Below are 22711 nucleotides of genomic sequence, written 5' to 3'. Positions count from 1 at the left end.
GTCGCCGGGCCCGATTCCGCCTGCCGAGTCCGTCCGTTTCTGTTGACTTCCCTCCCGAACGGGTCTAAAAAGAGGTAAACGCAGATCCAGGTCGGCAACGACACCGCGGATCCGGCGCACCACCCACGGCGAGACGACGGAGTCCACATGTACGCACCGGAGCGGCACCAGGCGATCCTGGACCGCGCCCGCACCGACGGGCGCGTCGAGGTCCGCGACCTCGCCCTCTCCCTCGCCGTGACGCCGGAGACGATCCGCCGCGATCTCACCAGCCTCGAGAAGCGGGGCCTGCTGCGCCGTGCGCACGGCGGCGCCATCCCCGTCGAGCGGCTGGGCATCGAACCCGAGGTCGCCGCCCGCGAGGGACACCTCGCCGGCGAGAAGGACCGCATCGCCACCGCGGCCCTCGCCGAGGTGCCCGACGGCGGCTCGATCGCCATCGATGCCGGCACCACCACGGTGCGGCTGGCGGAGCTGCTCCCCCTGGACCGCCGGCTGACGGTCGTCACCCACTCCCTCCCCGTCGCGATGGCGCTCGTCGGCCGGCCCAACATCGACCTCCACCTCATCGGCGGGCACCTGCGCGGAGTCACGCAGGCCGCCGTCGGGCCGTGGGCCGCCCAGGCCCTCTCCACGGTCTCGGTGGACGTCGCCTTCATCGGCACGAACGGCCTCAGCCTCGAGCGCGGGCTCACCACCCCCGATCTCGACGAGGCCGTCGTCAAGTCCGCGATCATCGCCTCCGCGCGCCGGGTCGTGGTCCTCGCCGACCACTCGAAGTTCGGCCGGCAGGACTTCGGGCACGTCGCTCCGCTGTCCGCGGTCGACACCGTCATCACCGACGCCGATGTCGACGACGAGCTCGCCGACGACATCGAGTCGGCCGGCCCGGAGGTCGTCCGCGCATGATCGTCACCGTCACCGCCAACCCGAGCATCGACGTCACCCTCTCCACGAGCGGCTTCGCCGTCGGCGAGGTCAACCGCGCGCACGACGTGCGGCGCGACCCGGCCGGCAAGGGCGTCAACGTCGCCCGTGCCCTCGCCCGCAACGGCGTCGAGGCGACCGCGGTCTACCCGGCCGACGCCTCCACCGGCGTCGACCTGTCCACGATGCTCCGGGCCGCCGGAGTCCGCTCGGCCAGTGCGGCGATCGCCCACCCGATCCGCACCAACATCACCGTGGTCGACGACCGGACGGGCCGCACCACCAAGATCAACGAGCCCGGCCCCGCCGTCACGGAGGAGGAGGCTCACGCCCTCTCCGAGCTGATCGGCGAGCACGTCTCGGCCTCGCCCCGCTGGCTCGTCGCCTGCGGCAGCGTCCCCCCGGGATTGGGAGCGGACTTCTACCCCGCCCTCGGCCGCCTCGCCCTGCACTTCGGCGTCCCCCTCGCCGTCGACACCTCGGGAGCCCCCCTGACCGCGATCATCGCGGCCGGCACCGCCACCCTGGTGAAGCCCAACCTCGAGGAGCTCGAGGAGCTCCTCGGCCGCTCCCTGACGACGGTCGGAGACGTCGTCGCCGGAGCCCGTGAACTCCTGCAGCTGCCCGACGCGCGAGCGCTCGTCAGCCTCGGAGAGCACGGCGCCCTCCTCGTCACGGCGCACGCGTCGTGGTGGGCGGGCGCCCCCGCCGTCGTGCCCCTCAGCACCGTCGGCGCCGGCGACAGCACGCTCGCCGGCTACCTCTCGGCCGTCGACGCCACGGAGGCGGAGCGCCTCGCGACAGCAGTCGCGTGGGGTACCGCCGCCGTCCAGCTCCCGGGCAGCGAAGCCCCGGGTCCCGACTCCCTCCGCCTCGACGACGTCTCCGTCGTCGAGAACCCCGACCCCACCCTCCCGATTGGAGAACTGAGCGCATGACTGCTCTCACCGAGGCGTCGACGGTCATCGTCGACCTCACCGCCGCCACGAAGGACGAGGCCACCGCGCAGCTCGCGAAGACGCTCGCCGACGCCGGCCGCGTCATCGACCTCGACGGCTTCCTCGCCGACGTCCGCGACCGCGAGTCGCAGATGGCGACCGGCATGCCCGGCGGCATCGGGATCCCCCACGCCCGCTCCTCCCACGTCGTCTCGCCCAGCGTGGCGGTCGGCATCGCGAAGCAGGGCGTCGACTTCGGCGCCCCCGACGGCCCGGCCGACCTGATCTTCCTGATCGCGGCTCCGGACGGCGCCGACCAGGCGCACCTCAAGATCCTCGCCCAGCTCGCCCGCAAGCTGATCCACGAGTCCTTCACCGGTTCCCTCCGCGCCGCCGCCAGCGGCCAGGAGGTCGCGGACATCATCGCCCGAGAGGTCGTCGTCTCATGAGGATCGTCGCCGTCACGAGCTGCATCGCCGGCATCGCGCACACCTACATGGCGGCCGAGGCCCTCGAGCAGGCCGCGAAGAAGAAGGGGTACGAGATCCAGGTCGAGACCCAGGGCGCCGCGGGGTCCGATCCCATGTCGAACCGGACCATCGCCGACGCCGACGTCGTGATCCTCGCCGCCGACCTCGAGGTCCGCGGCAAGGAGCGCTTCGCCGGGAAGCCCACCCTCGAGGTGGGCACGTCGGAGGCGCTCGCGAAGGCGGCCGACGTCATCGACCGCGCCGTGGCGAAGGTGCAGGACGCGCCCGCCGCGAGCCCCGCCTCCGGCCCGCGCTTCGTCGCCGTGACCAGCTGCATCGCGGGCATCGCCCACACGTACATGGCGGCGGAGGCGCTCGAGCAGGCCGCGAAGAAGCGCGGCTACCCGATCCACGTCGAGACCCAGGGCGCGGCCGGCTCGGACGAGATGACCGCGGCCGACATCGCCGCCGCGGACGTCGTCATCCTCGCCGCCGACCTCGAGGTCCGCGGCAAGGACCGCTTCGCCGGCAAGCCGATCCTCCAGGTGGGCGTCGCCGAGGCCCTGTCCAAGCCGGACGAGGTCCTCGACCGCGCTCTGGCCCTCCGCGGCTCCGGCTCCGCCGCGTCCGCCCCCGCCCGCTCGACTCCGGCCGCGGCCCCCGCCGCGCCGAAGAAGGTCGGCGTCGGCACGCGCATCCGCCAGAACCTGATGACCGGCGTCTCCTACATGATCCCGTTCGTCGCGGCGGGCGGTCTGCTGATCGCGCTGTCGTTCCTGTTCGGCGGCTACCGGATCGTCGACTTCACGGCCCAGCAGATCATCGACGACGGCTTCAACGTCGCGAACATCACCGACTGGGCCGGAGTGATGTTCCTCATCGGAAGCGCGACCTTCGCGTTCCTGGTGCCGGTGCTCTCGGGCTTCATCGCCTTCGGCATCGCCGACCGTCCCGGCATCGCGCCGGGCTTCCTCGGCGGCGCGGTCGCGGTCACCGTCGGCGCGGGCTTCCTGGGCGGCCTCGCCTCCGGCTTCATCGCCGGCTACGCGGCCCTCTACATCTCGCGGATCAAGCTCCCAGCGGCGTTCAAGTCGCTGATGCCCGTCGTGATCATCCCCCTGATCGCCACCTTCATCACCGGCTTCCTGATGTTCGTGGTGCTCGGAGCGCCGCTCCGCGCACTGAGCGAGGGCCTGTCGTCCTGGCTCTCGGGCCTCTCGGGCGGCAACCTGATCATCCTGGGGATCATCCTCGGCCTCATGATGGCGTTCGACATGGGCGGTCCGGTCAACAAGGTGGCCTACGCCTTCGCGACCACCGGCCTCGCCTCCGTCCCCGCCGACGGCGACCCGAACTCCGTGCAGTTCAAGGTGATGGCGATCGTCATGGCCGCCGGCATGACCCCGCCGCTGGGTCTGGCCCTGGCCACGACGCTCCGCAAGCGCCTGTTCACCGACGCCGAGCGCCAGAACGGCAAGGCCGCCTACCTGCTGGGCGCGTCCTTCATCTCGGAGGGTGCCATCCCGTTCGCCGCGGTCGACCCGCTGCGCGTGATCCCGTCCGCCATGGTCGGCTCGGCCGTCACGGGTGCGCTCGTCGCGCTCTTCGGCTCCACCCTCCGCGCCCCGCACGGCGGCGTCTGGGTCACCGGGCTCGTCGGGCAGCCGATCCTCTACCTGGTCGCCATCCTGGTGGGCATGGTCGTCACGGCCGTCTGCGTGATCATCGCGAAGAGCATCAAGCGCGCCCCGGTGGTCGCCGAGGTGCCCGAGCCCGCCACCGCGCAGGCCGTCCCCGCCTGATCCCCTCCGACCGACCGTCCTGAGCGGTCCCGCCGGCGGTCGCCTCCGCGCTCCTCCCCCTCTCCGAGGGAGTGGCGCGAGGCGGCTGCCGGCTTCCGCGTTCCGGGGTGCGAGCGCGGCCGGGCGGCCCGCTCCGCGGCTCCGAATAGACTGCTCCGGTGACTCGCAGCACCCTCCGCATCGCCTCCGTCAACGTGAACGGCGTCCGCGCCGCCTACCGCAAGGGGATGGGCGACTGGCTCGCCGCCCGCGACGTCGACGTCCTGGCCCTGCAGGAGGTCCGCGCCTCCACGGACGACCTCACGGGGCTCCTCGGGGACGAGTGGGACGTGCTGCACGACGAGGCGACCGCCAAGGGGCGCGCCGGAGTCGCTCTCGCCTCACGCAGGCGCGCCACGATCCACCGCGTGACGTTCGGCGCCGACGACTTCGACTCGGCAGGACGCTGGCTCGAGGCCGACTACGAGGTCGGCGGCCGCTCGCTCACCGTCGTCTCCACCTACGTCCACTCCGGCGAGGTCGGCACCCCCAAGCAGGTCGAGAAGTACCGCTTCCTCGACGCGATGGAAGCGCGCCTGCCCGAGATCCGGGCGCACAGCGAGCTCGCCGTGGTGATGGGCGACCTCAACGTCGGCCACCGCACGCTCGACATCAAGAACTGGAAGGGCAACGTCAAGAAGGCAGGCTTCCTCCCGGAGGAGCGCGCCTACGTCGACCGCTTCGTCGGCGCCGAGGGCGACCCGGACTACAACGCCGGTGCCGGACTGGGCTGGGTCGACCTCGGCCGCCGGTTCGCGGGCGAGGTGCCCGGACCGTACACGTGGTGGTCCCAGCGCGGCCAGGCCTTCGACACCGACACCGGCTGGCGCCTCGACTACCAGCTCGCCACGCCCGCGCTCGCCGACCTCGCCCGCAGCTACGAGGTCGACCGCGCCGCCTCCTACGACACCCGCTGGTCCGACCACTCCCCCGTGGTCGTCGACTACGAGCTCTGACCCTCTCCCCCGCGAACCGACCCCTCGAGGCCACCCATGACTCCCAGCACCCCGGGCGCCAAGCCCGTCATCTTCTCCGGCATGCAGCCCTCCTCCGGGTCGCTGCACCTCGGCAACTACATCGGCGCGCTGACCCAGTGGGTCGCGATGCAGGAGGACTTCGACGCCTACTTCTGCGTCGTCGACCTGCACGCGATCACGGTCCCGCAGGATCCGCAGCAGCTCCGCGAGCGCACCCGCGCGACCGCCGCGCAGTACATCGCCGCGGGCATCGACCCCGCGCGCTCGACCCTCTTCATCCAGTCCCACGTGCCCGCTCACGCCGAGCTCGCCTGGGTCCTCAACACCCTGACCGGCTTCGGCGAGGCCAGCCGGATGACGCAGTTCAAGGACAAGTCGGCGAAGCAGGGTGCTGAGGCCGCCTCGGTGGGTTTGTTCACCTACCCGATCCTGATGGCGGCCGACATCCTGCTGTACCAGACGGACGCGGTGCCGGTCGGCGAGGACCAGCGCCAGCACCTGGAGCTCACCCGCGATCTCGCCGCGCGCTTCAACTCGCGCTTCGGTGAGACCTTCGCCGTGCCGGAGCCCCACATCGTGCGCGAGACCGCGAAGATCTTCGACCTGCAGAACCCGGGCGCCAAGATGTCGAAGTCGGCGGAGTCGGACGCGGGCCTGCTCAGCGTGCTCGACGAGCCGAAGGCGACCGCGAAGAAGATCATGCGCGCCGTGACGGACACCGAGTCGGAGGTGCGCTTCGACCGGGCGGCGAAGCCCGGCGTCTCGAACCTGCTGACGATCTACTCGGTCCTCGCCGACCGCTCCGTCGAGTCGCTGGAGCAGGAGTACGCGGGCCGCGGCTACGGGGACCTCAAGAAGGGCCTCGTCGAGGTGGTCGCCGCCACCTTCGACCCGATCCGAGCGCGGACCGCGGAGCTGCTCGCCGACCCGGCCGAGCTCGACCGGGTCCTCTCCCTCGCCGCCGACCGCGCGTCCGAGACCGCGGAGCGCACGCTCGCCGCCGTCTACGACTCCGTCGGCCTCCTCCGCCGCGTCCGCTGAGGCGGCCGTGCTGCGGCTCGCGCTCTTCGACCTCGACGACACCCTCTTCGCCCATGCCCGCGCCGTGCGGGAGGGGATCGTCGCGTACGCCGCCTCGCTCGGCGCCGCCTACGCCGGCGAGCCGGCCGACGTGCAGCGCCGCTGGCACCTGCTCGAGGAGGAGCACTACCACCGCTACCTCGCGGGCGAGCTCGACTACGAGGGCCAGCGCCGGGTGCGCGCCACGGACTTCGCCGCGGAGGCCGGAGTCGGGCTGACTCCCGAGGAGGCGAGCTCCTGGTTCCGCGGGTACCTCGAGCACTACGTCGCCGCCTATACCCTCCACGACGACGCGCTGCCCGTCCTCGACCGGCTCGACGCCGCCGGAGTCCGTCTCGGCGTCATCACCAACGGCGTGCTCGACTTCCAGCGGGGGAAGATCGAGGGCACGGGCCTCTCCGGTCGCTTCGAGCACGTGATCGCCTCCGGCGACGTCGGCGTCACCAAGCCGGACGCGCGGATCTTCGCGATCGCCTGCGAGCGGTTCGGGGTCTCTCCGGAGGAGGCCCTCTACGTCGGCGACCGGCTCGGCACCGACGCCGTCGGAGCGGCCGCTGCGGGCCTGCGCGGCGTCTGGCTCGACCGCGTCGGCGGTCCCGAGCACGGCCGCATGCTGCCGCCCGAGGCGGTCGAGTTGGGCGTGCGCCGGATCGCTTCCCTGGACGAGCTGGACGCGCAGCTCGGGCTGTCGGCGGACTGAGGCCCCGCCCGGTCCGGGTCTCGATAAGCCGCCTGCAGCGACTACGCGACCAGCATGCAGGTCCGAATTGCCGGGTCTCGATGAGCCGTCTGCGGCGAAGACTCGACCAGCATGGGGGTCCTCGAAGCACCCCGTTGCGAGACCCCCTGCGCCGCCGTCGGAACGACGAAGCGCCCCACCCGACCCGAGGGTCGGACAGGGCGCATCACCGTGAACGGACTCACGCCATCCGCTCGTCGCGCAAGGCGAACGGGGAGGACGCGTGTCAGCGTCGTCCCCTAGCCGGACGGAACCCGCTCCCCGAGACGCGACCACCTCGATGAGCCGACCGCGCCGCGGCAGGCAGGGACTGCCGCGCAGGAGGCTACTGCACGTCCTCGTCGATCCAGTCGAAGGTCTTGGTGACGGCCTTCTTCCAGAGGCGGTACTGGCGGGCGGCCTCGTCCTGGTCCATCTGCGGGGTCCAGCGCGAGTCCTCCTGCCAGTTCTGGCGCAGGTCGTCGAGGTTCTCCCAGAAGCCGACCGCGAGACCGGCCGCGTAGGCCGCTCCGAGCGCGGTGGTCTCCGCGACGACCGGTCGGACGACCGGGACGCCGAGGATGTCGGCCTGGAACTGCATGAGCAGGTTGTTGGCGATCATTCCGCCGTCGACCTTGAGCTCCTGCAGGGGGACGCCGGAGTCGGCGTTGACCGCGTCCAGGACCTCGCGGGTCTGGAAGGCGGTCGCCTCGAGCGCGGCGCGGGCGATGTGGCCCTTGTTGACGTAGCGGGTGAGGCCGACGAGGGCTCCGCGGGCGTCGGAGCGCCAGTAGGGGGCGAACAGACCCGAGAAGGCGGGGACGAAGTACGCGCCTCCGTTGTCCTCGACCGTGGCGGCCAGCGCCTCGACCTCGGGGGCCGAGCCGATGAGGCCCAGGTTGTCGCGCAGCCACTGGATCAGCGAGCCGGAGACCGCGATCGAGCCCTCGAGCGCGTAGTGCACCTCGCCGTCGCCGAGCTTGTAGCCGATGGTGGTGAGCAGACCGTTCTTCGAGTGGACGATCTCGGTGCCCGTGTTGAAGATCAGGAAGTTGCCGGTGCCGTAGGTGTTCTTCGCCTCGCCCGGGTCGAACGCCGCCTGGCCGAAGGTCGCGGCCTGCTGGTCGCCGAGGATGCCGGCGATCGGGACCTCGCGCAGCAGCGACGAGGACTCGACGTGCCCGTAGACCTCGGAGGAGGAGCAGACCTCGGGGAGCATCGACTTCGGGACCCCGAAGGCCTCGAGGATGTCGTCGCGCCACTCGAGGGTCTCGAGGTCGAGGAACAGGGTGCGGGAGGCGTTGGTGACGTCGGTCTTGTGGACGCCGCCGTCGATGCCGCCGGTCAGGTTCCAGAGGACCCAGGTGTCCGTCGTGCCGAAGATCAGGTCGCCCGCCTCGGCCTTCTCGCGAGCACCCTCGACGTTCTCGAGGATCCAGACGATCTTGGTGCCGGAGAAGTAGGTCGCGAGCGGGAGGCCCACGATCGACTTGAAGCGGTCAGCGCCCTCGTCGCCGGCGAGGCGGTCGACGATCGACTGGGTGCGGGTGTCCTGCCAGACGATGGCGTTGTAGACGGGCTTGCCGGTCGTCCTGTCCCAGACGACAGCGGTCTCGCGCTGGTTGGTGATGCCGACGGAGGCGATGTCGTGGCGGGTCAGGTCGGCGCGGGAGAGAGCCTGGCCGATCACCTCGCGGACGTTGTTCCAGATCTCGATCGGGTCGTGCTCGACCCAGCCGGCGCGCGGGAAGATCTGCTCGTGCTCCTTCTGGCCGGTGGAGACGATCGATCCCTTCTTGTCGAAGATGATCGCGCGGGACGACGTGGTCCCCTGGTCGATAGCGATGACGTAGTCAGCCATGAATGATTACTCCTTCGTAACGGGGGTGAAAGGAAGCGCGGCGGTCTAGAGGACCGGGAGCAGCACGAGCGAGGCGAGGCCCGCGAGCACTCCACCGACGATCGGGCCGGCGACGGGCACCCAGGCGTAGCTCCAGTCGCTCGAGCCCTTGCCCTTGATCGGCAGCAGCGCGTGCGCGATGCGGGGGCCGAGGTCGCGGGCGGGGTTGATGGCGTAGCCGGTCGGGCCGCCGAGGGAGGCGCCGATCGCGATCACCAGGATGGCGACGGGCAGCGCGCCGAGCGCGGCCAGACCGCCGTCGCCCTGACGTCCGCCGCCGAAGCCGATGACGACGAAGACGAGGACGAAGGTGCCGATGACCTCGGTGACGAAGTTCCAGCCGTACGAGCGGATCGCCGGACCGGTCGAGAAGACGCCGAGCTTGTTGGCCGCGTCGGGCTCCTCGTCGAAGTGCTGCTTGTAGGCGAGCCAGCAGAAGACGGCACCGAGGATCGCACCGATCATCTGGGCGAGGATGTAGACGAGGATCGAGACGATGTTGACGGGCACGCCGGAACCGAACTCGGTCGCTCCACTCGCGACGAGGCCCAGGGTGACCGCGGGGTTGAGGTGCGCCCCCGAGTTGTACGAGACGATCACACCGGCGAAGACCGCGAAGCCCCAGCCGATGTTGACCATGAGGGTTCCGCCGTTGAGACCCTTGCTCTTCACGAGCGCGACGTTGGCGACGACACCGCAGCCGAGGAGCACGAGCATGGCCGTTCCCACGACTTCGGCGAGGAAGACCACTCCGAGATTGTCCACGTTGACCTTTTCCTTTTCGTAAGACGGACGCGCACAGGCGTCCGCGGCGGGCTTCGATGCCCGACGGTGTGAAGTTATCGGCGCCCTGTCCTAGCGACAAGGAACGGCGCGTGCACGTTTGTGCGTTGTCACGACGGAAGCCCCGGTCGAGGTGATCCTCGGTCCGGGGCTTCCGTCGATCCGCGCCTGATCGCCGATCAGGAGGCGGGCACGGCCGTCGGGGTCTGCACCGAGGTGCCCCCGACGTCGACGCCGTTGTACTCCTTGAGGTGCGCGATGGTCGCGTCGACCTCCGACGCGCGGGCGGCGTCGTCCCAGCCCAGCACGGCGCCCGTGTGCTCGGCGAGCTCCTCGAGGAGCTCGCGGCTCAGGCCGCCCGTGAAGGCGTGGTTGGTGCGGCGCATCACCAGGTCGATGAGGTGCACCACGCTCTCGCGCTGGGCGAGGTAGCGGATCTCACCGGTGGTGAAGTCCTTGTCGAAGTCGAGCGCCTCGTCGTGTCCGTCGGCCAGGGCCTCGATGACCTCCTGCGCGCGGGTGCCGTAGCGCTCGAGCAGCTGGCCCGTGCGGGCCGAGGAGAGCCCGGAGCGGTGCTGGCTGATCCACTGCGCGCGGGACGCGTCGGTGCGCGGGAAGCCCTTGCCGCCTCCGATGGGGGTCTTCACGGTGGAGACGCGACGGGTCACGCCGATCCGCTTGAAGACCTCGTTCGAGAGGTGCTCCGACAGGGCGCGGAACGTCGTCCACTTGCCGCCGACCAGGCTGAGCACGGGCGAGCCGTTGCCGGGGAGCGTCGAGGGCTCGATGCGGTAGTCGCGGGAGACGAAGCCCGGGGCCTCGTCGTCGTGGCGGGGCAGCGGGCGGATGCCGGAGAACTTGAAGACGATCTGCGAGCGGTCCACGCGGATGGCCGGGAAGACGTGGTTGACGAGCTCGAAGAAGTAGTCGATCTCCTCCTCCGTGCACACCGCCGGCTTCGTGGGGTCGGCGTCGATGTCGGTCGTGCCGACCATCACGCGGCCCTTGAGCGGGTAGATGAGGACGATGCGTCCGTCGCTGTGCTCGAAGAACATCTCGCGACCCTCGCAGGCCTCGACCAGCTCGGGGTTGTCGAGCACGATGTGCGAGCCCTTGGTGCCGCCCATGAATTTCGTGGACGTGCCGAGGGCCGTGTTGGTGAAGTCGGTCCACGGTCCGGAGACGTTGACGACGACGTCCGCTGCGAAGGTGAACTCCTCGCCGGACTCGCGGTCGCGGAGGACGACGCCCTTCTCGTCGGCGCCGACGGCCTCGACGTAGTTGGCCGCGCGGGCCTTCCTGCCGCCGATCAGCGCGTCGTGGAGCACGTCGAGCGCGAGGCGCTCGGGCTCGTGCACGGAGGCGTCGAAGTAGGTGGCGGTGTACTTGATCTTCGGGTCGAGCTTGGGGAGCTCGTTCAGCGAGCGCTTGCGCCCGTGGAACTGGTGGCGCGGGACCGTGCCGCCGTCGCGGGAGAAGAAGTCGTACATCGTGAGGCCGACCTTGATCAGCAACGCACCGCGCTCCTGCGGCTTGCCCGACTTGTGGGTCAGGAAGCGCAGCGGAGCCGCGAGGATGCCCGAGAACGTCGAGTAGATCGGGATCGTCGTCTGCAGCGGCTTCACGTAATGGGGAGCGATCTTCAGCAGGCCGTTGCGCTCGTGCACGCCCTCGTTGACGAGTCGGAACTCGCCGTTCTCGAGGTAGCGGATGCCGCCGTGGATCATGTGGCTCGAGGCGCTCGAGGCACCGGAGACGTAGTCGCCGCGCTCGACGAGGGCGACGTCGACGCCGTTGAGCGCGAGCTCGCGGAAGGTCCCGATGCCGTTGATGCCACCGCCGATGACCAGGACCGTGGCGCGGGGGTTGTCGCGGAGAGCAGCGACGCTCTCGCGCAGAGCGGAGTTTCCGGGAGTTCCGTCGGACTGTGCCACTTCGTACTCGCCTTCGTGTCGTAGGGGTGTCGTCGAGGCCTCCGCACCAGCGTGCACCGGGGAGATGACCGATTGATTTCGCGGAGGAATACAGCCATCCTTGACCCGACAACACATCCGGTCAAGACCGGTGGAAATCCGTGCAGGGAGCGCTATGACCCCGGTGAGACCGGTCGTCGAACTCGACGAGACGACCCACGCGACCCATCCCGACAAGACGCGGGACGCGCTTCGTGCGGCCCAGCTGTACTACATGCAGGATCTGACGATGGACGCGATCGCGCACGAGCTGCACACGTCGCGCTCCTCCGTCTCGCGCCTGCTCTCGCACGCCCGCGCGACCGGCCTGGTCGACATCCAGATCCGCTCCCCCCTCGACCGGGCGAGCGCCCTCTCGGCCGAGGTGCGGTCCCACTTCGACATCACGGCGCACATCGTGCCGGTGCCGGACCACACCAGCGAGATCGACCGGCTCGAGCGGGTCGCCCTGTCCGCAGCGAGGATCCTCGGGCAGTTCATCGACTCGAACATGATCGTCGGCATCGCCTGGGGCTCCACGATGAGCGCGATCAGCCGCCACCTGATCGCCAAGGAGACGCACAACACGCAGATCGTGCAGCTGAACGGCGCCGGCAACACCGAGACCACGGGCATCAACTACTCGAGCGAGATCCTCCGCCGCTTCGGTGACGCCTACGCGGCGAAGGTCCAGCAGTTCCCGGTGCCGGCGTTCTTCGACGACCCGACCACCAAGCAGGCGGTGTGGCGCGAGCGCTCCACCCGACGGGTCCTGGAGCTGCAGCAGCGGATGGACGTGGCGCTGTTCGGGCTCGGGTCGCCGTTCGCGGCGGTCCCCTCGAAGGTCTACATCGGCGGCTACCTGGAGCCGAGCGACTTCACCTCGCTCAGCGGCTCCGGGGTCGTCGGCGACGTCGCGACGGTGTTCTACCGGTCCGACGGCAGCTGGGACGACATCCCCATGAACGAACGTGCAAGCGGTCCGGACCTCTCCACGGTGCGCCGCGCGTCGCGCCGGATCTGCGTCGTGTCGGGCGCCTCGAAGCTGCCGGGCCTGCGCGGCGCCCTGGCGGCCGGCCTCATCACCGACCTCATCCTCGACGAGGGAACGGCCCGCGCCCTCATCTCGGACTGACGACTCCCGCCCTTCCGCGGGACGCGCTCGGGTACGCGGCACGCCGACCCAGGCGCACCGGAGCGGCGTCTCGCGGGAGCGGTCAGGACTCGCGGGCGTGCGCATCGAGGAACTCGTAGACCTCGGCGTCGTCGATGCCGGGGAAGGTCCCCGACGGCAGCGGCGCGAGCACGTGCGCGTGCAGGCGCGCGCTCGGCCAGGCGTTGCCGTCCCAGCGCGCGGCGAGCTCCGACGGCGCACGCCGGCAGCAGGACTCGTCGGGGCAGCGGGAGAGCTCGCGGCGGTCGGTGTCACGGCCGCGGAAGAAGCGGGCCTCGGCGAACGGGACGCCCACGGTGATCGAGAACTCCTCGGTGGCGGTCGTGCCGGTCTGCGACGCCGACCAGAAGGTGCCCGCCGGAGTGTCGACGTACTGGTAGTACTCCGTCGTCCGGTTGGTCCGGGTGAACGCGGAGCGCGCCGACCAGTAGCGGCAGACGACCTGGCCCTCGACGGCCCCGGTGACGTCGGTCGGCAGCGGCAGCCCGTCGTTCTCGTAGGCCTTCTGGATCGAGCCGTCTCCCAGCACCCGCAGGAAGTGCATCCGGATGTCGAGGTGCGAGGTGAGCAGGTTCGTGAAGCGCAGGGCGGCGGCCTCGTGGGTGACGCCGAAGCCGTCACGGAAGTCCTCCACCGAGATGTCCCGCTCGCGCTTCGCCTCCTGGAGGAACGCGACCGCCGGCTCCAGCGGCATCAGGCACGCGGCGGCGAAGTAGTTGATCTCGAGGCGCTGGCGGAGGAAGTCGGCGTAGGTCACCGGCCGCTCGTGCCCGAGGAGGCGGTGCGCCATCGCCTGCAGCGCCAGCGCCCGCAGGCCGTGACCCCCGGGGATCGAGGCGGGCGGGAGGTAGATCCTGCCGTTCGCGAGGTCGATCACCGAGCGGGCGGAGTGCGGCAGGTCGCCGACGTGGATGATCTCGAAGCCAAGGTGCCGGGCCATCTTCGAGACGGAGCTGTGGGTCAGAGCTCCTCCGCGGTGCCCGACGGTGCGGAGCATCTCGCCCGCCACCTCCTCGATCTCGGGCAGGTAGGAGCTGCGCTCGCGCAGCTGGAGCCGCTGGGCGGTGTTGGCTCGGCGCGCCTCCTCCGGTGTGGCACTCGCCTCGCTCCGGCGCCGGGCGAGCTCGCGGTAGACGCCGAGGAACGCCTCCAGCACGGGCGTGCTCAGCCCCTTGTTGACCTTGAACTCGGGCAGGCCGAGCGAGCGGTACAGCGACCCCTTCTGCACGCGCGCCAGCTCGATCTCGAGCGCGGCCCGCTCGCTCGGCGGCTCGTCCGAGAGCAGCGCCGCCAGCTCGACGCCGAGCGCGGCCGCGAGGCGCTGCAGGAGGGAGAGGCGCGGCTCGCGGCGGCCCGTCTCGATCAGCGAGAGCTGGCTCCCCGACACGTCGACGCGCTCGGCGAGCTGCCCGAGGGTCAGTCCGCGCCGGGTGCGGAAGTGGCGCAGGCGCTGCCCGAGCAGCACGGCGTCGGAGCCCGGGGCGGGTGTCGAGCAATCGGTCACGGCGAGCTCCAGCGGTCGGTTGTGACGGAAGCGCAAAAAGGCGGTTTCTTGACCGCCTGAGCGCCGGGAATACCTCCTGATCCTCCTCCATCCTGGCTTCAGGCGCCACTGAGCGCCCCTCCCGGCCCGGCCGGCCTCTTCCCGGCTGCGGCCGGCGACTCCCCACCCCCGTCGACGACGACCACCGAAAGCGGAGCCAGCATGAGCATCTACAGCAACACCGTCCGACTCGAGCCGAGCACCATGACCGCGCCGACGTCCGTCCCCGCGCCCGTCGTGCCGCCGGCGCCCCTCGCCCTCCGCCGCTGGGTGCGCGAGACCGCCGCGATCCTCCAGCCCGACGCGATCGAGTGGAGCGACGGCTCCCCCGCGGAGTGGTACCGCCTGACCGAGCGGCTCGTCGCCTCCGGCACGCTCCTCCCGCTCAATCCGGAGTGGCGACCCGGCTCGTTCCTGGCCCGCACCGACCCGGACGACGTCGCCCGGGTCGAGGACCGCACCTTCATCTGCACGACCGACGAGGCCGACGCGGGACCGACCAACAACTGGCGCGAGCCCGCCGCGATGAGGGCCGAGCTCGCTCCCCTCCTCGACGGAGCGATGCGCGGACGGACGATGTACGTCGTCCCGTTCTCGATGGGGCCCGTCGGCGGTCCGCTCTCGCAGCTGGGCGTCCAGGTCACCGACTCGGCCTACGCGGTGCTGAACCTGCGGATCATGGCGCGCGTGGGCTCCGAGCCGCTCGCCGCCTTCACCGAGGAGACCCCGTTCGTCCGCGGCGTGCACACCGTGGGGCTGCCCCTCCGCGACGCGGACGGCGTCACCCGCGAGGACGTCGCCTGGCCGTGCAGCCCCGTGAAGTACATCACCCAGTTCCCGGAGACGCGCGAGATCGTCTCGTACGGCTCCGGCTACGGCGGCAACGCCCTGCTGGCGAAGAAGTGCTTCGCCCTGCGCATCGCCTCGGCGATGGGGCGCGAGGAGGGCTGGCTCGCCGAGCACATGCTGCTGATCCGCATCGTCTCGCCCGAGGGACGGCGCTACCACGTCGCCGCCGCCTTTCCGAGCGCGTGCGGCAAGACCAACCTCGCGATGATGCAGCCCGCGATCCCCGGCTGGCGGGTCGAGACGCTGGGCGACGACATCACCTGGATGCGCCGCGGGGAGGACGGACGCCTCTGGGCGATGAACCCCGAGACGGGCTTCTTCGGCGTCGCTCCCGGCACCGGGGAGACCTCGAACCCGAACGCCGTGCAGACGCTCTGGGGCAACACGATCTTCACCAACGTCGCGCTCCGCGAGGACGGCGACGTGTGGTGGGAGGGCCTGACCGACGAGGTCCCGGAGCGGCTGACCGACTGGCGCGGGCAGCCGTGGACGCCGGCGTCCGGCACGCCCGCCGCGCACCCCAACTCCCGCTTCACCGCGCCGGCCGCGCAGTGCCCGTCGCTCTCCGCCGACTGGGACGCCCACGAGGGCGTACCGCTGGACGCGATCGTCTTCGGTGGCCGACGGGCGAGCAACGTCCCGCTGGTCACGCAGGCCACCTCGTGGCAGCACGGCGTCTTCCTGGGTGCGACCGTCGCCTCCGAGAAGACCGCGGCCGCGGAGGGCACGGTCGGGGAGCTGCGCCGCGATCCGTTCGCGATGCTCCCCTTCTGCGGATACAACATGGCCGACTACTTCGCGCACTGGCTCGCGATCGGCGCTGAGCTCGGCGATGCGGCGCCGGCGGTGTTCCAGGTCAACTGGTTCCGGAAGGACGCGGACGGCGAGTTCCTCTGGCCCGGCTTCGGCGAGAACGCGCGGGTGCTGCAGTGGCTCGTCCGCCGCCTCGAGGGGCTGGCGGAGGCGCGGCGGAGCCCCCTCGGCGACCTGCCGCTCGCGATCGACACGCACGGGCTCCTGCTCTCCGCGGCCCAGAAGGAGGAGCTGTTCTCCGTCCCGGTGGAGGCGTGGCTGGAGGAGTGCGCGCTCACGGAGGAGTTCTTCACGCGGTTCGGCGACCGGCTGCCGCCCGAGCTGTCCGCCGAGCTCCAGGCCCTGCGGCTCCGGCTCCTCGCCGAGAAGCTGCCGCTGGCGGCCTGATCCCCCTGACCGAGCCGGCTCCTGCCGGACACCCCTGTGGCCCGCGGGCGGATCATCCCCCTTTCCTCGCACCCCCGCGGGTCCACTCCCCCCTTCCGCTCCCACGACGACGGGCACCATGACCGACCGCATCACGCTCCGCTTCCTCGCCGCCCCGCAGGACGCCACCGCCGACGGCCGCAGCGCCCAGGCCGGCCGCGTCCTCGAGTGGATCGACAAGGCCGGCTACGCCTGCGCCGTGGGCTGGAGCGGCGGCTACTGCGTGACGGCGTACGTCGGCAACGTCCACTTCACCCGGCCCATCTCGGTCGGCAACCTGATCGAGGCGACCGCCCGCGTCATCCACACCGGGCGCACGAGCATGCACGTGCTGGTGCAGGTCGCGCAGGCGGATCCGCGGACCGGCCTCTACGAGGACGCCACGCACTGCCTCCTCGTGTTCGTGGCCGTCGACGACGAGAAGAGGCCGCGGTCGGTCCCGGAGTGGAGGCCCCGCTCGATCGAGGACCTGTCCCTCGCCGAGGGCGCCGCCGCGCGCATCGACGGCCGCCGACGGCTGCACGACGTGATGCGCGCCCAGGAGTACACCGAGGAGGGCACCGGTCCGCGGATCGTGTTCCGCTTCCTCGCGGCGCCGGGCGACGTCAACTGGGGCGGCAACGCCCACGGCGGGATCGTGATGCGCTGGATCGACGAGGCGGCCGACGCGGTCGCGCAGCGCTGGACCGGCCGCGACGCGGTGGCCGTCTACTCCGGCGGGATCCACTTCTACCGTCCGGTGCGCATCGGGCACCTCGTCGAGGTGGAGGCGCGCATCATCCACACGAGCGCCCGGAGCATGCACCTGGCGGTGCACGTGCGCTCCGGGGACCCGCGGACCGGCGACCTGGAGCTGACCACGCAGTGCCGGAGCGTCTTCGTGGTGCGGGGCGCCGACGGGGCGGCCGAGCCGGTTCCGCCTCTCGAGCTGCGGACCGAGGAGGACCGGCGTCTGGACGCCCATGCGCGCGAGCTGATCCTCCTGCGCGCGGCGCTGCCGCCGCTCCCGCTCGCGGGGACGGCCGGCGCTAGGGTCGGAGCGTGAAGCTGCCGATCCTCGTCCTCAACGGCCCGAACCTGAACCTGCTCGGCACCCGCGAGCCCGAGCTCTACGGCTCGGACACCCTCGTCGACGCCGAGGCGCTGGCGGCGGAGGCGGCCGAGCGGCACGGCTACACGGTCGAGACCTTCCAGAGCAGCTCGGAGGGCGCGATCGTCGACCGGCTGCACGCGGCTCGCGGCTCCGTCTCGGGAGTGGTGCTCAACGCCGGGGCGTACACGCACACGTCGATCGCGATCCGCGACGCCGTCCTCGCGACCGAGCTGCCGATGGTCGAGGTCCACGTGAGCAACGTGCACCGGCGCGAGCCGTTCCGGCAGCACTCCTACCTCTCGGACGTCGCGATCGCCGTGATCGTCGGCGCGGGCATCGCCGGCTACGGCTACGCGGTGGACGTGCTCGCGCGAGCGGCGGAGAAGCGATGAGCGGCCTCGGACGCTCCTTCGGCAGCGCGGTCGACGCCTACGACCGCGGGCGGCCCGGCTACCCCGACGACGCCGTCGACTGGATCGTGGGGCACGCCCCCGCGCGGGTGGCGGGCGCCTTCGTCCCGGAGCGGGCCCGCGCGGCGGGAGCCGACGCCTCCGATCGGCTGCGCGCCGTGGACCTCGGCGCGGGAACGGGCAAGTTCACCGCGTCGCTCGCGTCCCGCGGCCTCGACGTGACCGCGGTCGAGCCCGACGCGGAGATGCTCGCGCGGCTCGCCTCGAATCTGCCGGGGGTCCGCCCCGAGGAGGGGACGGCCGAGGCGATCCCCGCCGCGGACGCCTCCGCGGAGCTCGTCACCGCCGCGCAGTCGTGGCACTGGGTCGACGCCGAGCGCGCGGGAGCCGAAGTCGCCCGCGTCCTGGTGCCGGAGGGCGTGCTCGCGCTGGTGTGGAACATCCGCGACGAGTCGGTCCCCTGGGTGCGCCGGCTCGGCGAGGTCGCCGGAGCCTCCACCGCCGAGCGCTTCGAGACGCTCCGGCCGCCGCTCGGCTCCGCTCTCGAGCGGGTGGCGTTCGCGGCCTTCGAGTGGTCCTTCGAGCTGGACCGAGCCGGGGTGCGGGACATGTTCGCGTCCCGCAGCTCCGTCATCGCGATGCCCGACGAGGAGCGCGCCGCGGTCCTCGCGGCGGTCAACGCCGTGGTGGACGAGGAGTCGGGCGGGAGCGGGACCGTCGCGATGCCGTACTCGACGCGCGTGACGATCGCGCGCCGCTCCTCCTCCGCCTGACTCCGCGCCGCGCGCCGCGGACCGCCCCGCCCGCCGACTACCCTCGGAGGGCGCCGCACCGGCGCGAGCACCGAGAGCACGAGGAGAGACGCACGTGAGCATCATCGCCGCCGCAGACGGGTCCGCACTGGGCAACCCCGGCCCCGCCGGCTGGGCCTGGTACGTCGACGACGAGCGCTGGGCCGCGGGCGGCTGGTCGCACAGCACGAACAACATCGGCGAGCTCACCGCGGTGCTCGAGCTGCTGCGCGCGACCGCGCAGGAGGAGGAGCCGCTGCACATCCTCTGCGACAGCCAGTACGCCATCAAGGCCTGCACCGAGTGGCTGCCGGGCTGGAAGCGGAAGGGCTGGCGCAAGGCCGACGGCAAGCCGGTGATGAACGTCGAGATCATCAAGGCGCTCGACGAGGAGCTGCAGGGCCGGGCCGTCACCTTCGAGTGGGTGAAGGGGCACGCCAACCACCGGATGAACGAGGCCGCCGACGTCCGCGCCCGGAGCGCCGCGACCGCCTACCAGCGCCGGCAGCCCGTCGACGCCGGACCCGGATGGCCGACGGCCGCCGCCGTGCCTGCCGCGGCCGCTGCGCCCCCCGTCGAGGACTCCGCCACCCTCTTCTAGCCGCTTTCCCCCTGGGGCAGCCGCAGCAGCCCCGTCGCTACCAGCTCGCGCACCCGCGGCAGCACCGAGTCGGACACCGCCTCCTCCTCGACCTGGAGGAGCGAGGCGACCGCCGCCACGATCGCCGCCACCGAGAGCTCGGCGTCGCAGGCGCCGACCACGGCGGCGAGCGCCGTGTCGACCTCCTCGACCCGGGCGAAGCCGCCGCCCTGGCGCAGCCGCAGCACCGTCGGATCGTCGTTGCCCGGCCAGTAGTGCCGCTCCTCCGTGACGTCTCCGGCGACGACCAGGGCGAGACCCGCCAGAGCGCGATCGTCGAGCGACGCGAGGGCCTCGGCCGCGTCGAGGCAGGCGGCGAGGTGGCCGCCCAGGCCCGCGGTCGCGACCGGCGTGGTGATCCGCTCGAGGCGGCGGATCGGCGGGCGGGGCTGCTCGGGCAGGCGGAGCGTGACGTAGCCGAAGCCGACGCCGGTCACCCCGCGCCGCTCGAAGTCGGTCAGCCAGGCGTCGACCAGCGCGTCGAACGCGGGGCCGCGGGTCGTGCCGCCGTCCCGGATCCAGGTCTCGGCGTAGACCGCCGGATCCTGACGCTCGCGCTCCACGACCCAGACGTCCAGCGGAGAGGCGGTCCCGCCCATCCAGGCGTCGAGCCCCTCGGGCCCCGCCTCGAGCGCCTGCTCCAGCGGGCTGCGGGCGTCGGCGAGCCAGTCCGCGATCCGGTCGAAGGCGTCCGCGCCCTCCCGGTACTCCCAGTTCCCCAGGAGCTGCGCGACACCGCCGGGCACCAGGTGCTCGGCTGCTCCGAGGATCACGCGGCGCACGATCTCGTCGCCCTCCAGCCCGCCGTCGCGGTACTCGTAGGAGGGGACGCCCTCGACTCGCGGCGTGATGACGAACGGCGGGTTCGTGACGATGTGGTCGAAGCGCTCCCCCGCGACCGGCTCGTAGAGGCTGCCGAGGCGGAACTCGATGTTCTCGATCCCGTTGAGCGCCGCGGTGAAGGAGGCGAGCGCGAGCGCGCGCTCGGAGATGTCGGTGGCGACCACCTGCTCGGCGTGGCGGGAGGCGTGCAGCGCCTGGATCCCGCAGCCGGTCCCCAGGTCGAGCACGCGGCCGACGGGCCGCTGGATCATCAGGCCGGTCAGCGTGAGGCTCGCGCCGCCGACGCCGAGCACGTGGTCCTCGTCGAGCGCGCGGCCGAGGGCGAGCTCCCCGAGGTCGGAGGCGATCCACCAGGAGGCCGCGCCGCGCTGGTCGACCACGTCGTAGGGGCGCAGGTCGAGCGCCGCGGTGACGACGGCTCCGGCCTCGACGCGCACCAGGCCGAGCTCCACCGCCCCCTCCAGCGCGAGAGCGCCGAACGCCTCGTCCGCGTCGTCGGCCGAGACGGGATCGGCCAGGAGGAACAGGCGGGCGAGGGTGGCCAGCGCGTCGTGGTCGCCGCTGCGCTCGAGGGCGCGGCCGGCGGGGACCCGGTCGCCGCGGTGCAGCGCCTCGGCCGCTTCGTCGCCCCAGAGCCCCCGCACGGCGTCCACGCCGTAGCGGGCGCGGATCAGATCGTCGCGCAGGAGGGCGATGCGGGCTCGGTCGAACGGGTCTGCGGAGAACACCGCTCCATCCTCCTGCACGCGGGTCGGCCACCGGGGCCGCCGCGGCCGTACGATCGGAGGCATGCCGCTGACCGGAGAGTACGAACCCAGCACGTCCGAGTGGGCCCGCGAGCAGGCGGAGCTCTACGAGCGGACCGGCGGAGCCGAGGGGAACCTCCTCCGCGGCCGCCCCATCATCGTCCTGACCACCGTCGGCTCGAAGAGCGGGAAGCTCCGCAAGACCGCGCTGATGCGCGTCGAGCACGAGGGCGAGTACGTGGTCGTCGCGTCCAAGGGCGGCGCGCCCGAGCACCCCGTCTGGTACGGCAACATGCTCAAGGAGCCGCACGTCGAGCTGCAGGACGGGCCCGTGAAGAAGGACTACGCCGCGAGCGTGCTCGAGGGCGATCTGCGCGCGGCCTGGTGGGAGCGCGCGGTCGCCGCCTGGCCGGACTACGCCGAGTACCAGACGAAGACCGAGCGGCAGATCCCGCTCGTGCTGCTCACTCCCTGGTCCTGAGCGCGGCGGGCGGCTCGGCTCGTCGCTGAGGCGGCCGTCCTCCGGTCGAGGACGCGCCGCACGGCAGGCGCCTCACGCGGGCGGCGGGCCCAGCGGATCCGGTCCGGCCTCAGACCCGGGCCGCGATGAGGTCGAGCACCTTCGGGCTCGAGAGCAGCGCGAAGTGGCCGACCACCGAGACCGCGATGTTCTCGCGCGCCCCGGCGAGGCGGCTCCCTCCGGGGATGTACTGGTCGCGCATCCCGTAGATCGACGTGATGCGCGCGTCGGCCTCGCGCTCGGCCAGCAGGGTGCGGATCAGCGGGCGGTGGGGCGCGAACTCCCGGAGCGCCCGCGCCGGGGCGATCCGGGCGAGCGACGAGCCGTTGAACGGGGTCGAGACGGCGATCATCCGCTCGATCCGCCCGTCCTCGCGGTCGTCGACGACCATCATGTGCTTGCCGATCAGGCCGCCCTTGCTGTGCGCGACGACGACGACTCCGCGCAGATCGTGCTCGCGCAGGTAGTCCTGGCCGAGTCCGGCCGACGCGACGATCGGCCGCGTGTTGTAGCCGAGCGCGGGCAGCACGTGGATCGGATGGCCCGCCGCGTGCAGCCTCTCGGCGATGGGCCGGAGGAACTGCCACGTCTCGTAGATCCCGGGGATGAGCAGCACCGGAGCGCCGTCGCCGGACGCGTACCGCGACACGTCCCAGCCCTCCCGCAGGTGCACGAAGCGCGAGCCGTAGGCGTAGCGGTAGTCGCGGAGGTACGCGCGCCGCAGCGAGGTCGAGCGGCGCGGGCGGGCGGAGTCACGCGCCGGCATGGGCCCGCTCCAGCTCCGCGATGTCGAGGCGGCTCATCGCGAGCATCGCCTGCAGCGCGCGCGCGGACGCCTCGGGGTCGGCGCCTCCGAGCAGACGCGGGAGGACCTCCGGCACGATCTGCCAGGACAGCCCCCAGCGGTCGCGGAGCCAGCCGCACCGGCTCTCCTCGCCGCCGTCCGCGACCAGGGCGTCCCACAGCCGGTCGAGCTCGGACTGGTCGCCGACGGTCACGACGATCGAGACGGCCTCGGTGAACGGGAACCGCGGCCCGGCGTTGATCGCCTGGAACCGCTGCCCGTCGAGCTCGAACGTCACCGACAGCACCTCGCCGGGCGACGGGGAGCCCTCCGGCAGCACCTGGCTTCCGGTGATCCGCGAGTTCGGCACCAGCTCCGTGTAGAAGCGCGCCGCCTCCCCCGCGCCGTCGTCGAACCAGAGGAAGGTGCTGACCGCGCCCATCGGAGTCTCCGTCCTGCGCGGGAGGGTCTCCGCGGCTCCCTCAGTGTGCCG

Annotated in this window: 21 protein-coding genes; 14 read left to right on the top strand and 7 right to left on the bottom strand. The window is 72.0% G+C overall.

The window, feature by feature from the left end; genetic code table 11:
* Positions 1-147 precede the first annotated feature (147 nt).
* From C5C82_RS04045 to C5C82_RS04010, 7 genes are all read left to right on the top strand, one after another.
* Positions 148-909: a DeoR/GlpR family DNA-binding transcription regulator gene (locus C5C82_RS04045; RefSeq protein WP_104226423.1), complete on the top strand. Its 762-nt coding sequence runs from the start codon at positions 148-150 to the stop codon at positions 907-909.
* Complete coding sequence (locus C5C82_RS04040; RefSeq protein ID WP_104226424.1) at positions 906-1865, top strand: 1-phosphofructokinase family hexose kinase; 960 nt, start codon at positions 906-908, stop codon at positions 1863-1865. Before C5C82_RS04045 ends, C5C82_RS04040 begins: the two co-directional genes overlap by 4 nt.
* Entirely contained in the window at positions 1862-2314 is a 453-nt protein-coding gene (locus tag C5C82_RS04035) for a PTS sugar transporter subunit IIA (RefSeq protein WP_104354645.1), read from the top strand. The genes C5C82_RS04040 and C5C82_RS04035 overlap by 4 nt, the downstream gene beginning before the upstream one ends.
* On the top strand, positions 2311-4137 hold the full coding sequence (locus C5C82_RS04025) for a PTS fructose-like transporter subunit IIB (protein ID WP_258065925.1): 1827 nt from the start codon (positions 2311-2313) through the stop codon (positions 4135-4137). The genes C5C82_RS04035 and C5C82_RS04025 overlap by 4 nt, the downstream gene beginning before the upstream one ends.
* 158 nt (positions 4138-4295) lie before the next feature.
* Positions 4296-5132, top strand: a complete 837-nt coding sequence (locus C5C82_RS04020; RefSeq protein WP_104263197.1) for an exodeoxyribonuclease III — start codon at positions 4296-4298, stop codon at positions 5130-5132.
* Positions 5133-5168: 36 nt separating this feature from the next.
* Positions 5169-6194, top strand: a complete 1026-nt coding sequence (trpS, locus tag C5C82_RS04015) for a tryptophan--tRNA ligase (RefSeq protein WP_104232840.1) — start codon at positions 5169-5171, stop codon at positions 6192-6194.
* Between the two features lie 7 nt (positions 6195-6201).
* The gene (locus C5C82_RS04010) at positions 6202-6933 is read left to right on the top strand and encodes an HAD family hydrolase (protein WP_104354644.1); all 732 of its coding nucleotides are present in this window, start codon (positions 6202-6204) and stop codon (positions 6931-6933) included.
* Between the two features lie 364 nt (positions 6934-7297).
* On the opposite strand, the gene glpK is transcribed toward C5C82_RS04010, so the two are convergent.
* From glpK to C5C82_RS03995, 3 genes are all read right to left on the bottom strand, one after another.
* Positions 7298-8812, bottom strand: coding sequence for a glycerol kinase GlpK (glpK, locus tag C5C82_RS04005; protein WP_104226427.1), 1515 nt, complete (start codon positions 8810-8812; stop codon positions 7298-7300).
* 45 nt (positions 8813-8857) lie between these two features.
* A complete protein-coding gene (locus C5C82_RS04000) occupies positions 8858-9568 on the bottom strand; it encodes an MIP/aquaporin family protein (RefSeq protein WP_374952909.1) in 711 nt (236 codons plus the stop codon).
* Positions 9569-9813: 245 nt separating this feature from the next.
* Entirely contained in the window at positions 9814-11568 is a 1755-nt protein-coding gene (locus tag C5C82_RS03995; RefSeq protein ID WP_258061232.1) for a glycerol-3-phosphate dehydrogenase/oxidase, read from the bottom strand.
* Positions 11569-11722: 154 nt separating this feature from the next.
* On the opposite strand from C5C82_RS03995, the gene C5C82_RS03990 reads away from it, so the two are divergent.
* Positions 11723-12721 carry a sugar-binding transcriptional regulator gene (locus tag C5C82_RS03990; protein ID WP_104223198.1) on the top strand — a complete coding sequence of 333 codons (999 nt, stop codon included), beginning with the start codon at positions 11723-11725 and terminating at the stop codon, positions 12719-12721.
* 82 nt (positions 12722-12803) lie between these two features.
* Here C5C82_RS03990 and C5C82_RS03985 read toward each other — a convergent pair whose 3' ends face one another.
* Positions 12804-14264, bottom strand: a complete 1461-nt coding sequence (locus C5C82_RS03985) for a helix-turn-helix domain-containing protein (protein WP_104354643.1) — start codon at positions 14262-14264, stop codon at positions 12804-12806.
* 243 nt (positions 14265-14507) lie between these two features.
* On the opposite strand from C5C82_RS03985, the gene C5C82_RS03980 reads away from it, so the two are divergent.
* From C5C82_RS03980 to C5C82_RS03960, 5 genes are all read left to right on the top strand, one after another.
* A complete protein-coding gene (locus tag C5C82_RS03980) occupies positions 14508-16352 on the top strand; it encodes a phosphoenolpyruvate carboxykinase (GTP) (RefSeq protein ID WP_104354649.1) in 1845 nt (614 codons plus the stop codon).
* A gap of 118 nt (positions 16353-16470) precedes the next feature.
* Positions 16471-17436, top strand: coding sequence for an acyl-CoA thioesterase (locus C5C82_RS03975; protein WP_104354642.1), 966 nt, complete (start codon positions 16471-16473; stop codon positions 17434-17436).
* A complete protein-coding gene (gene aroQ / locus C5C82_RS03970; protein WP_104354641.1) occupies positions 17433-17876 on the top strand; it encodes a type II 3-dehydroquinate dehydratase in 444 nt (147 codons plus the stop codon). The genes C5C82_RS03975 and aroQ overlap by 4 nt, the downstream gene beginning before the upstream one ends.
* Positions 17873-18667 carry a class I SAM-dependent methyltransferase gene (locus tag C5C82_RS03965; RefSeq protein WP_104354640.1) on the top strand — a complete coding sequence of 265 codons (795 nt, stop codon included), beginning with the start codon at positions 17873-17875 and terminating at the stop codon, positions 18665-18667. Before aroQ ends, C5C82_RS03965 begins: the two co-directional genes overlap by 4 nt.
* 94 nt (positions 18668-18761) lie before the next feature.
* Positions 18762-19286: a ribonuclease H gene (locus C5C82_RS03960; protein WP_104354639.1), complete on the top strand. Its 525-nt coding sequence runs from the start codon at positions 18762-18764 to the stop codon at positions 19284-19286.
* On the opposite strand, the gene C5C82_RS03955 is transcribed toward C5C82_RS03960, so the two are convergent.
* On the bottom strand, positions 19283-20896 hold the full coding sequence (locus C5C82_RS03955; RefSeq protein WP_258065923.1) for a methyltransferase: 1614 nt from the start codon (positions 20894-20896) through the stop codon (positions 19283-19285). The two genes, C5C82_RS03960 and C5C82_RS03955, sit on opposite strands and share 4 nt — an antisense overlap.
* 61 nt (positions 20897-20957) lie before the next feature.
* Between C5C82_RS03955 and C5C82_RS03950 the strand changes: the two genes are divergently transcribed.
* Positions 20958-21395, top strand: coding sequence for a nitroreductase family deazaflavin-dependent oxidoreductase (locus C5C82_RS03950; protein ID WP_104223205.1), 438 nt, complete (start codon positions 20958-20960; stop codon positions 21393-21395).
* A gap of 109 nt (positions 21396-21504) precedes the next feature.
* On the opposite strand, the gene C5C82_RS03945 is transcribed toward C5C82_RS03950, so the two are convergent.
* Together C5C82_RS03945 and C5C82_RS03940 are read right to left on the bottom strand one after the other, a co-directional pair.
* Positions 21505-22200, bottom strand: coding sequence for a triacylglycerol lipase (locus C5C82_RS03945; protein ID WP_104223206.1), 696 nt, complete (start codon positions 22198-22200; stop codon positions 21505-21507).
* Entirely contained in the window at positions 22187-22660 is a 474-nt protein-coding gene (locus C5C82_RS03940; RefSeq protein WP_104354637.1) for a VOC family protein, read from the bottom strand. The genes C5C82_RS03945 and C5C82_RS03940 overlap by 14 nt, the downstream gene beginning before the upstream one ends.
* Positions 22661-22711: the final 51 nt, after the last annotated feature.

It is taken from the genome of Rathayibacter sp. AY1D5, assembly GCF_002932515.1.
In the GTDB taxonomy this organism is placed as follows: domain Bacteria; phylum Actinomycetota; class Actinomycetes; order Actinomycetales; family Microbacteriaceae; genus Rathayibacter.
The sequence above is the reverse complement of the archived record's forward strand: the minus strand, read 5'-3'. Positions and strand labels throughout refer to the sequence as shown.

Coding starts and splice junctions, on each gene's coding strand:
- C5C82_RS04025 (WP_258065925.1), top strand. CDS start 2,311: ATGAGGATCGTCGCCGTCACGAGCTGCATCGCCGGCATCGCGCACACC.
- C5C82_RS03980 (WP_104354649.1), top strand. CDS start 14,508: ATGACCGCGCCGACGTCCGTCCCCGCGCCCGTCGTGCCGCCGGCGCCC.
- C5C82_RS03990 (WP_104223198.1), top strand. CDS start 11,723: ATGACCCCGGTGAGACCGGTCGTCGAACTCGACGAGACGACCCACGCG.
- C5C82_RS03950 (WP_104223205.1), top strand. CDS start 20,958: ATGCCGCTGACCGGAGAGTACGAACCCAGCACGTCCGAGTGGGCCCGC.
- C5C82_RS03975 (WP_104354642.1), top strand. CDS start 16,471: ATGACCGACCGCATCACGCTCCGCTTCCTCGCCGCCCCGCAGGACGCC.
- C5C82_RS04040 (WP_104226424.1), top strand. CDS start 906: ATGATCGTCACCGTCACCGCCAACCCGAGCATCGACGTCACCCTCTCC.
- C5C82_RS03945 (WP_104223206.1), bottom strand. CDS start 22,200: ATGCCGGCGCGTGACTCCGCCCGCCCGCGCCGCTCGACCTCGCTGCGG.
- trpS (WP_104232840.1), top strand. CDS start 5,169: ATGACTCCCAGCACCCCGGGCGCCAAGCCCGTCATCTTCTCCGGCATG.
- C5C82_RS04035 (WP_104354645.1), top strand. CDS start 1,862: ATGACTGCTCTCACCGAGGCGTCGACGGTCATCGTCGACCTCACCGCC.
- C5C82_RS03965 (WP_104354640.1), top strand. CDS start 17,873: ATGAGCGGCCTCGGACGCTCCTTCGGCAGCGCGGTCGACGCCTACGAC.
- C5C82_RS04000 (WP_374952909.1), bottom strand. CDS start 9,568: ATGCTCGTGCTCCTCGGCTGCGGTGTCGTCGCCAACGTCGCGCTCGTG.
- C5C82_RS04045 (WP_104226423.1), top strand. CDS start 148: ATGTACGCACCGGAGCGGCACCAGGCGATCCTGGACCGCGCCCGCACC.
- C5C82_RS03940 (WP_104354637.1), bottom strand. CDS start 22,660: ATGGGCGCGGTCAGCACCTTCCTCTGGTTCGACGACGGCGCGGGGGAG.
- glpK (WP_104226427.1), bottom strand. CDS start 8,812: ATGGCTGACTACGTCATCGCTATCGACCAGGGGACCACGTCGTCCCGC.